The 17,547-nt window shown below is 69.8% G+C and carries 15 protein-coding genes and 1 pseudogene; 7 read left to right on the top strand and 9 right to left on the bottom strand.

Translation table 11 applies throughout. From position 1 onward, the window contains the following. Nucleotides 1–45: 45 nt before the first annotated feature. Entirely contained in the window at nt 46–1,242 is a 1,197-nt protein-coding gene (locus WME90_RS47080; protein WP_437278659.1) for an FAD-dependent monooxygenase, read from the bottom strand. A 195-nt stretch (nt 1,243–1,437) separates the two neighbouring features. On the opposite strand from WME90_RS47080, the gene WME90_RS47085 reads away from it, so the two are divergent. Then, a complete protein-coding gene (locus WME90_RS47085; RefSeq protein ID WP_437278660.1) occupies nt 1,438–2,100 on the top strand; it encodes a hypothetical protein in 663 nt (220 codons plus the stop codon). A 94-nt stretch (nt 2,101–2,194) separates the two neighbouring features. Here WME90_RS47085 and WME90_RS47090 read toward each other — a convergent pair whose 3' ends face one another. Both WME90_RS47090 and WME90_RS47095 read right to left on the bottom strand, forming a co-directional pair. Continuing rightward, on the bottom strand, nt 2,195–3,571 hold the full coding sequence (locus WME90_RS47090) for an AAA family ATPase (RefSeq protein WP_437278661.1): 1,377 nt from the start codon (nt 3,569–3,571) through the stop codon (nt 2,195–2,197). Nucleotides 3,572–3,727: 156 nt separating this feature from the next. Then, nucleotides 3,728–5,410, bottom strand: coding sequence for a DEAD/DEAH box helicase (locus WME90_RS47095; protein WP_437278662.1), 1,683 nt, complete (start codon nt 5,408–5,410; stop codon nt 3,728–3,730). Nucleotides 5,411–5,684: 274 nt separating this feature from the next. On the opposite strand from WME90_RS47095, the gene WME90_RS47100 reads away from it, so the two are divergent. After that, nucleotides 5,685–8,666: a hypothetical protein gene (locus WME90_RS47100; protein ID WP_437278663.1), complete on the top strand. Its 2,982-nt coding sequence runs from the start codon at nt 5,685–5,687 to the stop codon at nt 8,664–8,666. A gap of 318 nt (nt 8,667–8,984) precedes the next feature. On the opposite strand, the gene WME90_RS47105 is transcribed toward WME90_RS47100, so the two are convergent. Next, nucleotides 8,985–10,142, bottom strand: coding sequence for a hypothetical protein (locus tag WME90_RS47105; protein WP_437278664.1), 1,158 nt, complete (start codon nt 10,140–10,142; stop codon nt 8,985–8,987). A 460-nt stretch (nt 10,143–10,602) separates the two neighbouring features. On the opposite strand from WME90_RS47105, the gene WME90_RS47110 reads away from it, so the two are divergent. After that, a complete protein-coding gene (locus tag WME90_RS47110; protein WP_437278665.1) occupies nt 10,603–10,971 on the top strand; it encodes a mannan-binding protein in 369 nt (122 codons plus the stop codon). Nucleotides 10,972–11,127: 156 nt separating this feature from the next. Here the strand turns inward: WME90_RS47110 and WME90_RS47115 are convergent, their stop codons facing one another. Further along, complete coding sequence (locus tag WME90_RS47115; protein ID WP_437278666.1) at nt 11,128–11,634, bottom strand: HAD family hydrolase; 507 nt, start codon at nt 11,632–11,634, stop codon at nt 11,128–11,130. Nucleotides 11,635–11,728: 94 nt separating this feature from the next. Then, complete coding sequence (locus tag WME90_RS47120; RefSeq protein WP_437278667.1) at nt 11,729–11,923, bottom strand: DNA-binding protein; 195 nt, start codon at nt 11,921–11,923, stop codon at nt 11,729–11,731. A gap of 89 nt (nt 11,924–12,012) precedes the next feature. On the opposite strand from WME90_RS47120, the gene WME90_RS47125 reads away from it, so the two are divergent. The 4 genes from WME90_RS47125 to WME90_RS47140 all read left to right on the top strand — a co-directional run bounded on the left by WME90_RS47125 (nt 12,013) and on the right by WME90_RS47140 (nt 15,804). Next, nucleotides 12,013–13,209: an ABC transporter substrate-binding protein gene (locus tag WME90_RS47125; RefSeq protein ID WP_437278668.1), complete on the top strand. Its 1,197-nt coding sequence runs from the start codon at nt 12,013–12,015 to the stop codon at nt 13,207–13,209. Nucleotides 13,210–13,217: 8 nt separating this feature from the next. Next, a complete protein-coding gene (locus WME90_RS47130; RefSeq protein WP_437278669.1) occupies nt 13,218–13,379 on the top strand; it encodes a hypothetical protein in 162 nt (53 codons plus the stop codon). Next, a complete protein-coding gene (locus WME90_RS47135; RefSeq protein WP_437278670.1) occupies nt 13,376–14,350 on the top strand; it encodes a metallophosphoesterase family protein in 975 nt (324 codons plus the stop codon). Before WME90_RS47130 ends, WME90_RS47135 begins: the two co-directional genes overlap by 4 nt. 251 nt (nt 14,351–14,601) lie before the next feature. Beyond that, complete coding sequence (locus WME90_RS47140; protein WP_437283754.1) at nt 14,602–15,804, top strand: glycosyltransferase; 1,203 nt, start codon at nt 14,602–14,604, stop codon at nt 15,802–15,804. Between the two features lie 194 nt (nt 15,805–15,998). Here WME90_RS47140 and WME90_RS47145 read toward each other — a convergent pair. The 3 genes and pseudogenes from WME90_RS47145 to WME90_RS47155 form a co-directional block, all read right to left on the bottom strand. Further along, nucleotides 15,999–16,304 (bottom strand): annotated as a pseudogene (locus tag WME90_RS47145) (type II toxin-antitoxin system death-on-curing family toxin); the annotation flags it as partial. Between the two features lie 93 nt (nt 16,305–16,397). Beyond that, nucleotides 16,398–16,592, bottom strand: a complete 195-nt coding sequence (locus tag WME90_RS47150) for a DNA-binding protein (protein WP_437278671.1) — start codon at nt 16,590–16,592, stop codon at nt 16,398–16,400. Nucleotides 16,593–16,939: 347 nt separating this feature from the next. Continuing rightward, on the bottom strand, nt 16,940–17,539 hold the full coding sequence (locus WME90_RS47155) for a hypothetical protein (RefSeq protein WP_437278672.1): 600 nt from the start codon (nt 17,537–17,539) through the stop codon (nt 16,940–16,942). Nucleotides 17,540–17,547: the final 8 nt, after the last annotated feature.

The raw sequence follows: 17,547 nt of genomic DNA on the forward strand, positions 1-17,547 counted from the left end.
TCGTCGAGAGCCGCGGCGAGATCTGCTGCCAGGGTCACGCGGCCGTCAGCCTCCATTCGAGTAGTCGGGGAGCTCGATCTCATCGGCCGCGGAGGAGCCGAACCACCCCTCACGGCGTTGCAACAGGGGAGTGGAAGCGAGCCAGAGGACCCGGTGGAGGAGTGAAACGCCGAGCCTCGACCTCGGGTGCGCGATCCAGGGGACGCCTGGTGGGAGCTTCTGGGCCAGGTCGACATAGGGGCGCATGAGCTTCTCATAAGCCGCGAAGGCGTCTCGATGGTCGGCGTGCCGCGACAGCTCTGCCGCGAGCACGTAAGCGCCGACGAGAGAGAGGCTCGCGCCCATTCCGCTGACCGGCGACGGGCAGTACGCAGCGTCACCCACGAGCGCGGCGCGACCGTTCGACCAGCGTGGCGCCATGACCTGGCTGACCGCGTCGAGATAGACGTCCTCGGCGTCTGCCATCGCCGCGAGCACCCGCGGCGATTCCCAGCCGGCGTCGGCATAGACGCGCGCGATGACCGTCTTCTGCTCGGCGACGCTCAGCGTCTCATAGCCGCGCGGGGGCGACAGGAACCAGAGCGACGCCCGGGTGGTACCCGTATTGTCTGGACGCAGGAGTATCGATCGCCCGCCGGGGGCGTGGTACCAGCGAGCCCATGCGCCGTCGGATGCTCCGCGGGGAATCGTGAAGTAGCTGGCATACAGGTCGAGCGGGCGAATCCTGGGCTCATCCCCGACGATGAGCGTACGGGTTCGCGAGCGGATGCCATCGGCGGCGACCACGAGGTCGAACTCGCGCGCGGCGCCATGCTCGAAGGAGACCGTCACCCGGTCGCCGTGGTCCCGGAGGCCCGTGATCTGGTCGCCAAAAACATACTCCGTCGTGTCTCGGGTGCGGTCGTAGAGGATCCTGGCGAGGTCACCGCGGAGGATCTCGAGCTCCTTGGTAAACCCACCGGTGTCCGAGCTCTCCGCGGGGAACTCGGCCCTGGTCACGTCGTGTTCGTCGACGAAGCGGAGCCCCTGCTCCCCCGTCGTGGCGGCCCGGATGTCACCTTCGATCCCCATGCGGCGCACGACCTTCCGCGCCGCGCCCTGGACGTCGATGTTCTGCCCGCCGAGCCGGAGTGTGTTGGCGCGTTCCACGACGACGGGTCGGAATCCGTGGCGCGCGAGCCAGAAGGCGAGCGCGGGACCGGCGATGCTCGCACCCGAGATCAAGACCGTCCGATGTTCCACCGGTGGAGTGTCACCGGGCGGGGGCAGGTGTCAACCCCGTCCGCTTCGGCTGGAGCCTCACGGCGGCTGGAGCATCGCTGGGCTGTCGCGCCGCGGTCCTCTCGGCAGGGCTCCGGCCCTCGGGTATTCTCGGGGCGTCGTGCGGGCACCAGCCTGGCGGTGCGGGCGGCCGCCGCTTCGTCTATCCTGGTCGCCATGATCAAGCGCAGCAGGAGCGGCGGAGTCGCGTCGGCGGAGGAGGTGTTCGCTGCGAGGAAGCGCAAGCCCGTACCGCACGAGTTCGTGCTCGACGCGCTCGCCCCGCTCGGGCCCGAGACGCGGCCGATGTTCGGATGCGTGGCGGTCTATGTGGAGGACAAGATCGTCCTCATCCTGCGCGACAAGCCCGCGCCCGCGCAGGACAACGGCGTCTGGCTCGCCACGACGGAGGAGCACCACGCGGCCCTGCGCCCTGAGTTCCCGAACATGCGGAGCATCGAGGTGCTCGGGAGCGGGGTGACGGGCTGGCAGGTGCTCCCGGCGGACGCGCCCGATTTCGAGGAAGCCGCCCTGCGGGCCTGCGCGCTCATCCGGTCTGGCGATCCGCGCATCGGGAAGGTGCCGGGCGAGCGGCGGAAGCGGGGTGAGGCGCCGGCGAAGAGGGAGGCGGCGAGGAAGGCGCCGGTGAAGAAGGCAGGGAAGGCACCGGCGAAGAAGGCGCCGGCGAAGAAGGCGCCGGCGAAGAAGGCGCCGGCGAAGAAGGCGCCGGTCAAGAAGGCACCGGTGAAGAAGGCGCCGGCGAAGAAGACACCGGCGAAGAAGGCGGGGAAACCGGCTGCGAAGAGGCCCGGGAAGGCGACCGCGAAGAGGGGATCTTGAGCGTCCGCGGCCCGAGCTCCTTCGCCAGGTAGCCGTCGGTGATCAGCGCGAGCCGCGCGCGGCCGTGCCCGTGGCGATGGCCGGGCGATCACCTTCACTCGGTCATCTTCTGTGCTGCGAGCAGGCTCTTCGTGAGACCGCCGCCGCACAACACGAGCTCCCGGATCGCGTCGTCGAGGTGCCGATCGTCCACCACGATCTCCTGCCCCTCTTCGGCGGCGAAGACGGCCGCCTTGCGGAGCAGCTCGCGGATGAACGCGCCGCTCGCCCCCTCGGTGCGCGCGATCCACCGGGGCAGATCGACCCCCTTGAGCGTCAGCCCACGTCCGTAGAGCTCGAACATCCTGCGGCGGCCTTCGCCATCCGGCAGCGGCACCTCGACGGCGAGATCGACGCGGCCGGGTCGCGATGCAAGCGCAGGCTCGAGGATATCCGGGCGGTTCGTGGTCAGGAGGAACAGGACGTCAGCGTCTTCCCCGAGGCCATCCATCTCGTTCAGGAGCTCGAAGAGCACCCCATTGCATGACTGGTCCGGCCGCGTGCGATCTTCCGCGACGAGGTCCACGTCCTCGAGCACGACGGTGGCGGGCTGGAGGAAGCGCGCCATGGCGCACGATTGCCGGATGAGGCCCTGGGAACGGCCCGTCAGCAAGATGACCGTCCGCCCCTCCATGCGGCTCGCGAGATACATGGCTGTGAGCGTCTTCCCGGTCCCCGGAGGCCCGTGCAGCAGAACGCCGCGCTTCAGGTGCCGGCCAGCGGAGAGGAGGGGGCGCGCGTGCTCCGAAATGCGAATCGTGGAGCGCTCGATGCGCCGGAGCAGGTCTCCCGGCAGGATGAGGTCCCCTTCTCCGACCTCTCGCAACGGACGGAAGCTCACCGCGATGGTGCCGCGGTCCACCTGGTCGAGCGACACCACCTTGCCGCGGTAGACGTTGCGCTCGCGCATCGTCTGGCGGAGCTTTGCGAGGAAGCGCTCGCCCGCTTCGCGCTCCGGCGCCATGACGCTGACCGTGAGGCCGCCGTCCCATGGTCTGTCGCTGCCGCCGACGAGCACGGCGAGGCGTTCGGGGGTGTGTACGAGGAGAAGGCCGCATTGAAGGCACGAGACCTTCTGGCCTGCATCGAGATCGACGGTCTTGTATTCGACGGGGCCGATGGAGGGGCCACCCTCGAACAGGCCCGCCTCGGTCGCGGTGGCGAGCTGCCCGAGCCGAATGCGGTCGTAGGCGCCGCGTCCAATGAGCCCGAGGAGCGCGTGCGATCGTCCCCCCTCTTCCAGCATCCCGTCGAGCGCGACCTGGACGTTCGGACGGTCGTACTCCGGAAAGCTCGCCTCCACGATGGGAAGCGCTGCGGGGTCCAGCGCGAAGTGATCGCGAAGCTTCTTTCTTATAACGGATTCGTCCTTGCTGACGCGCTCGTGGGCGAGCTCGATGAGCTTCCGGAGGACGTTCACGCCGAATGACATGACCGCATGCTACGTCATGCGGTCGGGCATTGAAAGGCCGGGGCGGAAGCGGGGCGAGGCGCCCGCGAAGCGAGCGGCGATCAGGAAGGCGGCTGCTGAGAGGGCCGGGAACGCGATGGCAAAGAGGAGATCGTCGCGTCGCGATGAAGGGCCTTGTCAGCGCTGCTCGCGCGGCGCGGTGACCCTCGCCCACACCGCGAGGATCAAGGCCTGTTCCATGGTGCTCGGCGGGGAATGGCCCCTCGGGGGCTCGGCCGGCAGGGGCACGGGGGGCTTCCCCCTGCGCCATGCCGCGTCGTGGCGCGCCGATGCCCCGGCCGCGGGGCCGCGGCGCGCGACCTCGTAATCGACAGCGGCCACCGCCTCCTCGAGGGTGGAGAAGCGCTCGACCTGCTTGCCGTCCAGCAGGACGTGCCACCGCTTCCCGCGAGCGCCGCGGGCAAGGACGACGACGTCGCTGATCGCGCCGGGCTTCCTCTCGAAATGGAGCGCGAGCCCGAAGCGGCCGAGAGATGCCCACGCATTGCGCGAGATGGCCATCACCTCGGGGTCGACGCGGAGGCTCAGCGGATCGAAGTGCGCGGCGCGCTCCTGGATCTCGCGCAGCGTGATGCGGCCCGCCTCGACCTCGAACCCGGGATAATCGAAGGTCACCTGCCGAAAGAAGCGGCTCGCCTCCGCGGCGTCCCTGCCCTCGAGATCGAGGTCGCGCGGCATGCCGAAGAGCGAGGGGAGCGTGCACAGCTGGAGCGAGGAGAGGTCGACGAAATCGAGGATGAGGCAATCCTTCTTGCCTGGATGGAGGCGGGTGCCGCGCCCGACGCACTGGGCATAGAGCCCGTCCGAGCGGGTGGGGCGGGCCATCGCGACGCAGGAGACGCCAGGGTCGTCGAAGCCCTCGGTGAGGACAGCGACGTTGGTGAGGACCTGGACGCGCTCTTCCCGGAAATCGGCGAGGATCCGGCCGCGGAGATCGGAGGGCATGTCGCCGTGGACATAGGCGGCCCGGACGCCGAGGTGGTTGAGCGCCTTCGAGAGGTTCCTGGCGTGCGCGACCGTGACGCAGAAGGCGATGGTGCGGCGATCGCGGGCGAGCTCCTGAATCGAGCGGGCGACGAGCGCGTTGCGCTCGTCCATGTCGACGGCCTCCTCGAGCTCGTCCGTGGCGAAGTCGAGGCCGCCGGCGTCGAGGCGGGAGAGGTCGGTGGCGGTGGCGACGCGGTAGCCGGTGAGCGGGGCGAGGTAGCCGTCCGCGATCATCTCGGGGAGGGAGCGGCTGTAGACGATCGCCTCGAAGACATCGTCGAGGCCCTTGCCGTCGCCGCGCGCCGTCGTGGCGGTGAACCCGAGGAGGGTGCCAGTCCACGCGGGGTCGAATGCGCCGAGCTGGCGGAGGACGCGGCGGTTGTCCTCGGCGGGTGCGTGGTGGCACTCGTCGTAGATCACGAGGCCGATATCGCGGCCGCGGGTGACCTGCTCCAGCCGCTTCTCGTGGAGGGAGCGTATCGAACAGACGATGACGCGCGCGTCCTGCGGGGCGCGGAGCTCGCCCTGCTCGACGGCGACCGTGGCCTGTCCGGCGAGGGCGCGCTCGATCTTGTCCTTGGCCTGGAAGAGGAGCTCCTCCCGGTGGGCGAGGACGAGCACCTGCCGCCTCGCGAGGCGGGCGAGATGGGAGAAGATGACCGTCTTGCCAGCGCCGGTCGGCAGGCACACGACCATGCGCCGGACGCCGCGCCTGCGGGCCGCGAGGACGGCGTCGACGGCGGCGCGCTGGTAAGGGCGCAGGGCGGGGGCGCCGGGGCCCGTCGGTGCTGGGGCGATCGGGGGGGTGGTCATGAGCGCTCGCGTCGCGGCAGCATATCCGGGAGCCCATGTCCGTGCTCTTCTGCCTTCGCGCCGCTCCGGGTCGACTGCGACGGCACGCCTGGACCGTTCAGCGGCGGTCGCGACGCCGCCGCTGCCCGCGATGCGGCCCGGTGGCGGGCGCCCCGCTCAGCCCACATCTACCGGGTGGAGGTCGTCGGCTGGACGTGCGATCCGGGGGTGTGCATAATCTGGAAATATGCAACGAGCACTTCGTTTTCTCTCAATCTCCTCGTGGTTGCCTGCCGTGCTCGCGACGATGGGCTGCGGGGCGGATCGGCAGGAACCGACGGCACAGGCCGCGTCCGCGCTCGAAGTCCGCGTTTCAGGGCCGTTCGACGTGGAGGACTACCCGACCGACTTCGATCTCTCGCATCCGGGCCCATTCAAGTTCGCGTGCGGGTCCCAGCGCTGCCTGGCGGCGTACAGGTTCTCCACCACGGGCGCCTACGTGCTCGCGACGCGTATCGACGGGACCGGGGCGTTCGTGGACACGCCGCGCATCCGGCTGGGTAGGGGCGAGTCGGTGCTGAAGGTCGTGGCGCGCGCCGACGAATTTCTGGTCGTGACCGTTCGAGATCACCCGGACAACAGCGTCCATTACTACAGAATCCGCGGGAGCGACGGCCGCGTGCTCGATGACCCGACGCCGCGCCTGCCCGCCGTTGCGCCGACGCTCGTCGCTGCGACGGACGCGAGCTATCTCTTCCTCACGCCCTCCGCCGGATCGGAGAGCGAGGTACGCCTCTACGACGCGGAATTGAACCCCGTGGGCGATCCCGTCATCTTTCCGCTCACTCCGACCCTGATGGACGATTTGATCCCGGGGGAGGGGCAGTACCTCGTGGTCGGCTACGGAAATGCTCTGCGGATCAGCGAGGCTACCGGAGCCGCCCTCGATCCGGCCCCGTTCGTGATTTCTCGCTACAGCCAGGGCTACTCGAGGCTGACGCGTGGCGTCTACAAGGACGGCGTCTATCAGCTCGTGTGGGCCGTGGCGGACGTTGTCCAGGGCTCGCGCATTCATGCCGCCACGGGCGAGGTGCTCGATCCCGACGACACGTTCAACGAGCTGACGGGAGCGAAGTTGCTCCGGACCCTACGGAACACGGTGACAACGGGCGTCGTCGATGTGACGAACCTCGGCGGAGACGTGGTGGCGAGCTGGGGCTACGACGCTCGCAAGGTGGACGCGATCCGCGTCGACCTGACGACCGGTCTGCCCATCAACGGGACGTCGCCTCGCACGATCGCCTTCGAGCTCGCTCCGGCGATCCTCCACTACCCGACGTTCGAGCTCCATCCGCTCGGCGAGAGCGTTTTTCTCGTCAACGATGACACCTTCCTGCGCACGGGCAGGGTCCAGGCCGGTTACCCCACGAGCTTTGGCCCGGACAGGGTAGTGTCTTTCCGGACCTACCCCCGCATGGATCCGGCGGTCGCATCGAACGGCAATGGCTCCCTCGTGGTATTCTCGCGGGAGTCGCGCACGCTCGAGTATGGGTATGAGATCCTGGCGACGCGCATCGATCCGGCGACGGGCGCGTACCTCGACGATCCCCCCCTCCCGATCGGCATCGGCTACGATCCCACCGTCAGCTCCGACGGCAGCAGTTACCTGGTCCTGTGGCGTGCGCCCGTGGCCGGCGGGACTCGGTATCGCGCCCGCGAGGTGCGCGCCACCGGGACGCTCGGCGTGGAGAAAGCCGGGGTGGCCTACGATACGGGGAACAGCGCCCGGGCCCAGGTCACCTGGGGCGGCAGCTACTACGGCGTCGCGTGGAACGGTTATCACGCCCGCTTCGACAGCGACGGCGACGTTGTCGCGCCCGACCCGCTGCCTGCGGGCGAGTCGCGGATCCGGAGTCTTGGCGTGACCTGGAAGTCGGCTCCGCGGGTCGCCGCCGACTACGCGCTCCCGCCCGAGCGGCGCACATTCCTCTATGTCGGCACGGTGGAGCGCGACCTGATCACGAGCGTCGCCGCCGTGCGTGTGCGCTCGCAGACCGGCTCGCTGCTCCGCAGCACGGTGATCGCCGAAAATCATACGGCTCCGATCGTTGCGTCGGACGGAACCCGTATCGCCGTGATCAGCCGCGACGTCGGCACGGGCGACTGGGAAGGCGTGTTCGTCGACGCCGAGAGCGGGTTGCCGGTGGCCGGGACGGAGAAGGTCCTCGTGACCGCCGCCGCCGATCGCACGGTCTCGGCGTTCTTGTTCGACGGCGAGGCGTTCTGCGTCGTGGTGCGCGGCCCGGACGAAGACGGCAGCGGGTTCTCCCTTCGCCTGCGGCGCTTCGACCGCGCGCTCGATCCGATAGAGGGCGACGCCGCGGACGGCGGCCGCATCACCTTCAACAACCAGGGCTTCAGTAGCGCCGTAGTTGCCTCGACCGGCAACGCGCGCGGGATCGTCGCGTACCAGACGAGCGATATCGACAGGCTCGGGACGGCGATCAAGCTGAACCTCTTCACCGCGGACGGGACCATGCCGCCCGAGCCGTCGAGCTCCGGAGCGGGCGGTGCAGGCGGCAGCGGCGGTCATGGCGACGCGGGCGGGAGCGTGGGGGCGGCCGGGGCCAGCGGCGCCGGTGGTGCTGCTGGCGGCGGCGGTACGGGCGCGGCCGGTGGAGGCGAAGCGAGCGCGGCCGGCGGCGGCGGTGCAGGCGCGGGCGGCGGCAATGCAGGCGCGGGCGGCGGCGGCGGTGCAGGCGCGGGCGGCGGCAATGCAGGCGCGGGCGGCGACCCGGCGGGGACCGGCGGCAATGCAGGCGCGGGCGGCGGCAATGCAGGCGCGGGCGGCGACCCGGCGGCGGGGACCGGCGGCAATGCAGGTGCGGGCGGCGACCCGGCGGGGACCGGCGGCGGCAATGCGGGCGCGGGCGGCGACCCGGCGGCGGGGACCGGCGGCGGCAATGCGGGCGCGGGCGGCGACCCGGCGGCGGGGACCGGCGGCGGCAATGCGGGCGCGGGCGGCGACCCGGCGGCGGGGACCGGCGGCGGCAATGCAGGCGCGGGCGGCGACCCGGCGGCGGGGACCGGCGGCAGAGGAGGCGGCGAGCCCGGGACCGGCGTGTCGACGACGAGCAGCGGCGGCGGCCCGGGCAGCTCGGCGGATGGCTGCGGCTGCCGGACGGCCGGCGGCGAGGAGCGCACCGGAGGCGCGACGCTCTTCGCGCTCGCGCTCGCCGCGCTCGTGCGGCGGCGCCGCGCGCCGAAGGCCGCCTGATCGCGCTGATCGAGGCCAGATGCGCCGATGCTCCCGTGGGGGATGGACCTCTCGAGGAAGCCCTTCCGCGATTCCGGCAAGCGCCACATCGCGCTGTTCGAGCTCGCATACCAGGGTGACTTCGCGAACGGCGCGGCCTCGACGGGGCTCATCTTCGGGCGTTGCCTCGAGAGCCCAAGCTGCGTGGACCGCCTGTCGCGGCGCGGTGGAGAGCATCATCGAGGCGTACGAAGGCGCCGATATTTGGCCCAGTAGCGCCGCCCGAAGCGGGCGGCTTCGCGCCGCGCGGGGTCGACTGCGACGGTGCGCTTGGCCAGTTCAGCGGCTGTCGCGACGCCGCCGCGCGCGGCTCGCGAGGGACAGCGCGAGCCCGATCGCGGGCAGCGCCCAGCCCGACGATGCGCCGCGGCCCGCGCTCACCGAGCAGCCGACAATGACCTGTTCGTCCTCCGGGTCCGCCGGAGAGTCACCGCCACCACCCGCCCCGGATCCCCCCGAGCCGCCGGCACCCGAACCGGGGTCCTCGCACGCCCTCGTGTCATCGTCGGCGCAGAGGCTGCGGTGCGTCCCGCAGTACGCCGCCCTCGCGCTGCACCAGGCCTCCTCGAAGCCCTCGGGCGGAGAAGCGCACGCCTCGACGGCTTCGCGGAGCTGCGCCGCGTTGGCCGGGAAGACGCCCGTCGCGCCCGCGTTGCCGTGCGGAACGCAGGTGCGCTCCTTCTCGACCGTCGTGCCGTCGACGAGGCTCTTGTACGTGAGCTGGTAGCAGTACTCCGTGGCCGCGACGTCGTATGTCTGGCTCACGTACCCTCCCCAGACCGTCTTCTTGTCGAGCACCTCCCCGTCCGGGCTCGAGAAGGTGAAGATTTGCACGTGCTGGCTCACGCCGTGGTCCGACCCTCCGCTCGCATCGAGGGAGACGGTGACGTAACGCTCCACTTCCTCGGCCACGCAGGCCTGTTCCAGACCGCAGCTCCCGGGGCCCCGATCGGCGGTGCAGCAGCTCGTCTCGCCGTGCCAGCGCTCCGCCAGGCCGACGTTGGCCTGGATGGGCATGGCGCCCACGTTCATGTCGATAGCGGCGCTGGCCTGGATCTCCCAGGGCTCGGCGCTGATGTTCTGTCCCTCGATCGTGACCTCGTATTTGTGGCCGTTCACGAGCGGGGCCGCGGGGCGAAAGACGAGCAATCTGTCGTCCCCGCGCGCGGGCACGTCGGCGACCTCCTCCTGGGTGCCGGTGAGGACCTCGCCCGTGTCCTTGTCCTTCACCACGAGCCCGGGCGTGCTCGCCGGACAGCTTGAGTAACAGCGGGTTAGGGCCACGATGACCCCATCCAGCGGCACGGCGCTCGGGATGTTGGACACATAGGGCCCGTCCGGCGGAGGAGAGCAGGCAGAGCTCGGACGGGAGAACCCGAGAGCGCCCAAGCCTCCCATGACGGCGAGAGTCAACGCGGTGAAGCGAGAATAAGGCATCGAAGTTCCTCCTCGAGCGACCCGACGCGGTCCAGCTCTGCACGGGCGTGTGCAGACACCGTGCCGACGGCGACTCGAACGACCGGCTCGAGGTTCTCGTGGGCTCACGCGCGCGTCGCGCATGGCGGTGGTGCCATCCTGTGCCGGCAGCCCTGCTCGCGCTGTCGCGCCGTGGAGCCCTGCGCACCCTCATCGCGCGTCCACGAGGGAACGTATCGCGGCGCGGCCGCAGAACACGTGCCGCGGGTGCTCGGTGATCTCACAGGGGAAAGATACTCGGGTTTCCTGCCCCTCCAGCCGATGCGAGCGCCGGCGCCGCGCAAACCTCGTCGAGAGGTTGACGTCATGTCGGCTGGCACAAGGTGTCTTGTAGACCGTCGTGCGCCGCTCGATTCAGCGCGGACGGACGATGGTCCCATCACAGAGAGCCGCCGGCGAGAGCGAAGGAGAGTCGTCGATCATGAAAACGAAGCGCGTGGCTGCTGTACTTGCGATCGCCGGCGGCGTGTTGTTCCTCCGCACGGCCATGGCGTTCGACGTCAACGCCGGTCCGATCTGGAACAACGCCTACGCGCAGACGACATGTCCGTCGGTCTGTGGCAGCCTGAGGTGGAACGGTCAGTGGACGACCACGGTGCCTGGCCAGATGTCGGTCTGCGGCACTGTCCAGGGGGTGGACGTGCCGGTCGGGCCGATCTGGAACAACGACGACGCCCAGACGAAATGTCCGAGCCAGCTCCGCCGCGTCACCTGGAACGGTCAGTGGAGGACGACCGAGCCCGGCCGCATGTCGGTCTGCGGCTGCAACCCGCCGCCCCCGGCGATGTAACCGCGATTGGGGCGGCGGCTCCAGAAGGGGCGGAGCGGCTCGACGTCCTGACATCCAGCAGCAGGCAGCGCATCCGTGTGCCTCCGCCTGAACCGCCTTGCGCCCGAAATGAGCCGCAAGGACCTGCTTGCCAGACCTGTCTGCTCGATGAAGTGGTCAGGCCGCGCTGCTGGCCCAGCGTGCGAACGTGGAAAGCTCGTCGACCACAGGGACTCGGACCTCATCTCGCTCGACCGAGCCTCGGTGGTTGAACCAGACGCCTTGCACGCCGAACCGGCGTGGATACATGGCGTCCTGCTCGTAGGAGTCGCCGATCATGGCGACGTTCTCGAGAGGCACGCCGAGGTTGCGCTCCACAGCTTGCCAGAACTCCGGCTGGCTCTTGCGGAAGCCGAGCTCGGTGAAGCAGAAGATATGGCTGAAGTAGTTCTTGAACCCGACGCGGGAGAGCGCGAGCTCGATCATCGGGCGCCTCGAGACCGAGGCGTTGGTGGCGATGGCCAGCGGAAGCCTGCCCGCCAAGGTCTCGAGGCACTCTGCTGCCCCCTCGATGGCCTGCACTTCGGGCCATTCCCCCATGGGGAGGTCTTCGGGGCCTTGCTCGGACATCAGCGTGCCGCCCCAATCAAAGCAGACTGCGCGGACGTGGCGAAGGGGATTCATGGCAACCGCCGCCCGATGCCTGCGGCGCCCCCGCTGGCCGCAAGGATCCGCTCGTAGAGGAAGAAGACCTCCGCCAAGGTCGAGCAACGCGCTGTCATGCGAGCCGCATATACAGCTCTGCGTTCTTCGCGAGGACGAGCTCGGCTGCAGCACGAAGCTCGTCCTCCGTCATCGTCAGCAGATCCGCCACGGCGGCCCGCGCCAGCTCTTCCGGCTGCAAGCCGAGGCTCTTTGCGCGTTCCAGGAGGCGGTCGGCTTGCGCGGGCGACAGGTCGATGACGAACCTCATCAGGCGCAGTGTAGTACCTCGAGAGCTCACGCGGGCAGCCCTGCCGGCCGGAGACTGCGCTATAAGCCGCCGGCCGAAGGAGACTGAACATGCGCCCGCTCTTCCGTTTCGTATTTTTCTCTGTGATTGGACTTGTCGCGTGTGACGGCAGGTCGGATCCCAGCGGGGACGTCGCTGCGGCAGGCTCCGGCACGACGGGTGGGCTCACGGCTGGCGGCGCGGGTGGAGCCTCCTCGGGCGGAGCGGGCTCTGGCACCGCCGACGCGAGCAGCGGCAGCGGCGGCCAGGCCGGTGCGGGTGGGGGCGCAGGCACAGGCGCTGAGGCCGGCGCGGGCGGTGAGGCCGGCGCGGGGGCGAACGCCGGCACGGGAGGGCAGGGCGGGGCAGCGTCGTTTCCCCCGCTCAGGATCTCGAGCGACACGGCGTCTATCGAGTTCACGCCGGCGCTGATCGCGGCGCAGGACTTCTATCCCGGTGAAGCGACCGTCCAGTCAGGCGGCATCGTGGGCATGCTCAACGACTCCGGCGTCGATCTCGGCACCAACGCGGAGACGCAGACCCTGCGACAGTCGGTGGCTCACCCGAACCTGCGGATCATCTTCACGGTGACGGAGACGTTCTACCGGATCGTGGCCAATCGGGCGGCGGGGATCAGCTCGCTCGCGGATCTGCGAGGTAAGCGGATCGGCTCGATCGCCAACACGTCTGCGGCCTTCTTCATCCACAAGTACCTGGGCACCGTGGGGCTCACCGACGCCGACTACACGGTTGTCTCCGGCGGCATCTGCATGGCCGCGCCCTGCGGGAGGAACACCCTGCCGGCCATGCTCGAGGAGGGCACCGTGGACGCCGTCGCGCTCTGGGAGCCCTCGAGCCAGCTCGCGGCGAACGCGATCGGGAGCGACGCCGTCGTGTTCCAGGATCGCTCGCTCTACCGCGAGATCGTGAACCTCCACAGCACCGCCGAGAAGCTCGCGGATCCGGAGAAGCGGCGCGGTATCGTCGAGTTCGTGCGATCGCTCGCGAGCGCGCAGGAGGTCTATCGCACCACGCCAGAAGCGGTCTGGCCGAGGATCTCGGAGGCGATCGGCATCGAGCCCTCCGTGCTCGAGCAGGTCTGGGAGGACGAGCGGTTCCAGGGCACGCTGGTGCCCGACATCATGGACGTGCTCGAGGAAGAAGAGGGCTGGGTCGCCGCGCAGACCGGCCGCACCCCGCGCACCCGCGCGGAGCTCGCGCCGCTGGTCGACGACAGCGTGATGCGGGAAGCGCTCGGGCGTCGGTAGGTGCTCAGGTGGCCGGGGGCGTGTGCGAGGCGAGCCTTGGCGTGTGGTCCCGCGGCGCCGCGACGCGGTACCTCGTCTGCTGGGGGATCCATGCCGGCGCTTACCTCGGCGTCGTCGTCGGCGTCTTCCTGGAGGGCCGCCCCGCCCTCCGCCGAGCGCCAGGGCCGTGAGCAGGCGAGTCCTCCCGGCCGCCCTGCTCGCCGCCGCGAGCGCGCTGCTCGCCGCGTGTGCGCCGCTGCCTGCGCCGCGCCAGTTCGCGGGGAGCCTCGATGCGCCGCTTCAGACCGCGAGCGGCCGCATCGCCGTCATCGCCGATCTGCAGCGCACCTCGTACCTGGAGTTCTGGCGCGAGTCGAACGATCGCGAGCGCGCCGCGCTGGTGCATGCGCTCGCGGCCGCTCGCCCCGACGCCGTGTTCGTGGTCGGCGACCTGGTGTTCGACGGCGGTTCGGCGCGGCACTGGGCCGATCTCGACGCCTTGATGGCGCCGGTGCGCGACGCCGGCATTCCGGTGTTCGCGGCGTTCGGCAACCATGAGTACTGGGGCGGCCGCGGCGACGCGCGCCACCTCTTCGCGCGCTTCCCGCACCTCGGCGGGCGCCACTGGTACGAGATCGCCTATGGCCCCCTCCGCGTCGTGGTCCTCGACAGCAACATCGACGAGCTCACCCCCGCGGCGTGGGACGCCCAGATCCGCTGGTACGAGGGCGCGCTCCGCCGCCTCGACGCCGATCCTTCAGCGCGCGCGGCGCTGGTGCTCGCGCACCATCCGCCGTACACGAACAGCACGGTGACGGGCGACGAGCTCCACGTGCAGCGCCACATCGTCCCGCCCCTCCTCCGCTCCCGGAAGGCGCTGGCGCTGATCAGCGGCCACGTGCACAACCACGAGCGCTTTCTGAGAGGCGGAAAGCTCTTCATCGTGGCTGGCGGCGGCGGTGGCCCACGGGCCGCGCTCGCCCAGGGCGCGGCCCGCCGTCACCCCGACGATCTCGCCCGCGGTCCGGCGCTCCGCCCATTTCATTTTCTGCTGATCGCGCCCGCCCCGGAGGGCCTCGCCGTCGAGCTCCATGGGCTCCCCAAGGGAGGCAGCGAGGTCGCCGCCATCGACCGCTTCGTGATTCCCTGGCCGGCGCCGTAGCAAGCCTGCTCTCTCACCGAGGAGGAGCACCTTCCGTTCACACGGCTCGACGAGCAACTCAGCTCCAGGAGGCTCCGGCCGTCTCGGGCTGAACGGATGAACCGTGGTATCGGCGCCCTCGCCCCGCCCCCCGCCCCCCGCTTCAGCATGTATACCGGAACTCAAGCGTTGATACGATGAAAAAACGCATCCACGGTGCCATCGTCGTCTCCGTCATCCACGCGATGTGCGTGGCGGAAGGGAGAGAGACGATGCGGGTATTGCTGACGGGAGTGGGGACTCGCGGTGACGTGCAACCCGTTGTGGCCTTGGCCGTCGAGATGCGGCGTCGGGGGCACGACGTGAGGCTGTGCGTTCCGCCGAACTTCATCGACTGGGTGGGCGGTCTGGGCTTCACGGCGACCCCGATCGGAATCGCGATGCGGCAACCGAGCGGGGCCGCCGCCGCGCAGGCCGCCCCACCGACGCCGGAGCAGCTCCGCGCGCTGCTCGAGCACCTGGCGAGAGACCAGTTCGACGCGACCGCGGCGGCCGCCGAGGGATGCGACGTGATCGTGGCCGGCGGAGCGCACCAGTACGCCGCGCGGTCGATCGCGGAACGGCTGGGGATCCCGTCCATGGTCGCCGTGTACGCGCCGGTGACCCTGCCGTCGCCGGACCATGCGCCCGGCGGGGAGCCCGGGGGCGACCCGGAATCCAACCTTCGACGCTGGCAGGACGAATCGCGGAGCTGGAACGAGCGCCTTCTCGAGCGGCTCAACGCCAATCGCGAGCGGCTTGGCCTGGGTCCGCTGAGCGACGTTTACAGCCACATCCTGGGCAAGGCGCCGTGGCTCGCGGCGGACTCGGTCCTTGGGCCGCTGCCGGCGACGCCCGGCCAGGAGGTCACGCAGACGGGAGCCTGGCTCCTTCCCGACAAGGCGCCGCTCGCACCCGAGCTGGAGGCGTTCCTCGCCGCCGGCGAGCCGCCCGTCTATGTCGGCTTCGGCAGCATGCCAGTGGACCAGCAGACCGGCCGCATCGTCATCGAGGCCGTGCGGGCAGCGGGGAGGCGCGTCCTGCTGTCGCAGGGGTGGGCGGAGCTCGGTTTGATCGACGACGCTGCCGACTGCATCGCAATCGGCGACGTCAACCAGCAGGCGCTGTTCCCGAGGGTCACCGCGGTGGTGCACCACGGCGGGGCGGGGACGACAACGACCGCGGCGCGGGCGGGTGTGCCGCAGGTGATCGTGCCGATGTTCGCCGATCAGCCCTACTGGGCCTCGCGCGTGCGGGCGCTCGGGATCGGGAAGTCGGTGGCGCGTGGAGCGCTGAGCGCGGAGGCCTTCGTGGCCGCGCTGGGGGGCGCGCTCGAGCATGGGGTTGCCGCTCGCGCGGGCGCGATTGCAGGCGCCGTGGCGGTGGATGGTGCGGCCGTGGCTGCCGACCTCGTCGAACGGGCTTCTTCCGCGTGAGCCTCCGGTGATCGCTGCGTCCGGCTCATCGGGCGCGACAGCTTACGCCACACAGGCAGCGCGTTTCCGGCGCGCTTCGAGGTTTCTTCAGCGTTCAGGCCGCCGCCGGTGGTGCGTTAGCCCGGACTCTCAGAACAAGCGTCACGGTAGACGTCGGCCTCCGCGGCTCCCCGCGCCCGACGTGCAAGATCCTGTTAAATGGGGCGTTCCCGTTGCCGGACATGCTGTTCGAGCCAAGCGAGGAGCTGGTCCCGCAAAAGCGCGCCGGAGGCAAGCGCGAGCATGATGCGCTCCTGATCATCGACGTGCGCATCAAGGGAGTACCCGTTCAGCGTGAGGAAGACTTCCATCGCGGCATGAACGACACGCTTGTTGCCGTCGATGAATGGGTGGCCTTGCACCAGCGAGAAGCAGAGAGTTGCTGCCTTGGCGATGACGGTAGGATAGAGGTCCTCACCTCCGAAGGTGGCCTTCGGCTGGGCCACAGCTGCCTCGACGGCGCGGAGGTCACGAACGCCTGCGGCGCCACCGCTCGCCTCAAGAACCCGCTCGTGGAGTGAAGAGGACCTCCGCCAAGGTCGAGTAACGCACGCTCAGGCGAGCCGCCTGTACAGCTCTGCGTTCTTCTCGAGGACAACCTCGGCTGTAGCACGAAACTCGTCGTCCGGCGTCGTCAGCAGATCCGCCACGGCGGCGCGCGCCAGCTCTTCCGGTTGCAAGCCGAGGCTCTTTGCGCGTTCCTGGAGGCGGTCGGCTTGCGCGGGCGACAGGTCGATGGCGAGCTTCATCGGGCGCAGTGTGCCTCGGGCGACCCTGGCTCGTCACCCGGCATAGGGGTGGGCCGGCGAGCGATGAACCCCGGCGGAGAAAGGCGGTCCCATCCGTCCCGGGAGCGCAGCGGCTGATGGGATGGTTGAGGCTGGAGAGGGGAAGATCCCGGAGCGCTCGGGAGTAACGGTGTGCCATGCGGAGCCGTTCCGTGCCGGGTCGCCAGAGACGCCCCGGCGCCACGCGATGGCCGCCCGACCCCGGGACGCCCCAACCCGGGTCGCCCCAAACCGGGCGCGCCCCGTCGTCGTCGCGTCTGCCTGACGCTCTCCCTGGTACAACGGTCACCCGCCCGACCCGTGGGCGTTCAACTGCGGCGCCCGAGCCTTCGGTTGGGCGCACCATGAGGTTGAGGGCTCGGACCAAGGCTTGGGCCGTCGCTACCGGCGCCGTCGGTTGCAACGACTTGTTGGGTGGCCTCAAACGCGGTCGCAAACCCGTGTAGAACTCGCAGGCCAAGTTCCTCGGGGTCGTAGCCGAGGCGCGTTGCCAGACGGTTCCAATCGTCGCGCTCCGCTTGGGTGGCAAACGTCAAGAACAGCGTGCGCGTATCGTAGTTCTTGGCTGGGACTGGCCACATCTGGTTGTGGCTGAAGTCGTTATCTCGCTTTTTTAATTGCGCGACAAACACCGTGCCTAGGAGTCGAAATCGCCGGTGCTCATGTTCATAATGGCAGAACGGGCGAGACGGTTCCGGAATTAAACCGAGCACGTCCTCGTAGTCGACTGGATCGCCGCGAACAATGGCGTCTCTGATGGTAGCATCCCAGGCATCGTCGAAACAGCGGACAGCCTCATCGTCGGACATCGTGTCCCGTTGCTCAAAATCGGTGCCGAATACATGGTACCGGCTGGGGCGAATGAAATAGATCTTCTGTCTTCTCGGGATGTCGTTTGTGATGCGCATCGGTCGTC

This window comes from Sorangium sp. So ce375 (genome assembly GCF_051473855.1).
Lineage (GTDB): Bacteria > Myxococcota_A > Polyangia > Polyangiales > Polyangiaceae > Sorangium.